This is a genomic window from Psychrobacter sp. TB20-MNA-CIBAN-0197 (genome assembly GCF_040309765.1).
GTDB lineage: Bacteria > Pseudomonadota > Gammaproteobacteria > Pseudomonadales > Moraxellaceae > Psychrobacter > Psychrobacter submarinus.
On record NZ_JBEOPC010000145.1, the window covers coordinates 1 to 395 of the forward strand.

Consider the following 395-nt stretch of genomic DNA (forward strand, 5'->3'; position numbering starts at 1 on the left):
ACTTTGTGGCGCTGAGGCCATGGATAAAGATTGAAGCCAGAATCACAATCGAGCAGACGACCCATAATTTGAGCGCATCTTCCTCACCAAAAAAACCTTGATTGAGCGCGTAAGATAAATAATATAAGGTACCAATACCGCGGATGCCCAATGCAGAGATGGCATATTTTTCAGTGTGTGGCAAGTTTAGCCCAGACAGGGCAATGAAGCCGCCAATCGGACGTATCAATAGCAAAAAGGTAAAGCTAACTATATAGACTCGCCATGTCAACTCAACACCTGACTGCAAACCTTGACCAATTAGCATGCCAAAAGCTACCAGTACTAAAGACATTAACAGACCTTCTGACTGTTCAGCAAAATCATGTAATTTTTCATGATAGCTATGCTTATGC

Annotated in this window: 1 protein-coding gene; it reads right to left on the bottom strand. The window is 42.5% G+C overall.

The window, feature by feature from the left end:
• Window positions 1–334: cation:proton antiporter domain-containing protein (locus AAEY83_RS13040; RefSeq protein ID WP_351059373.1), on the bottom strand; the 334-nt coding region annotated here is incomplete at its 3' end.
• Window positions 335–395 lie beyond the last annotated feature (61 nt).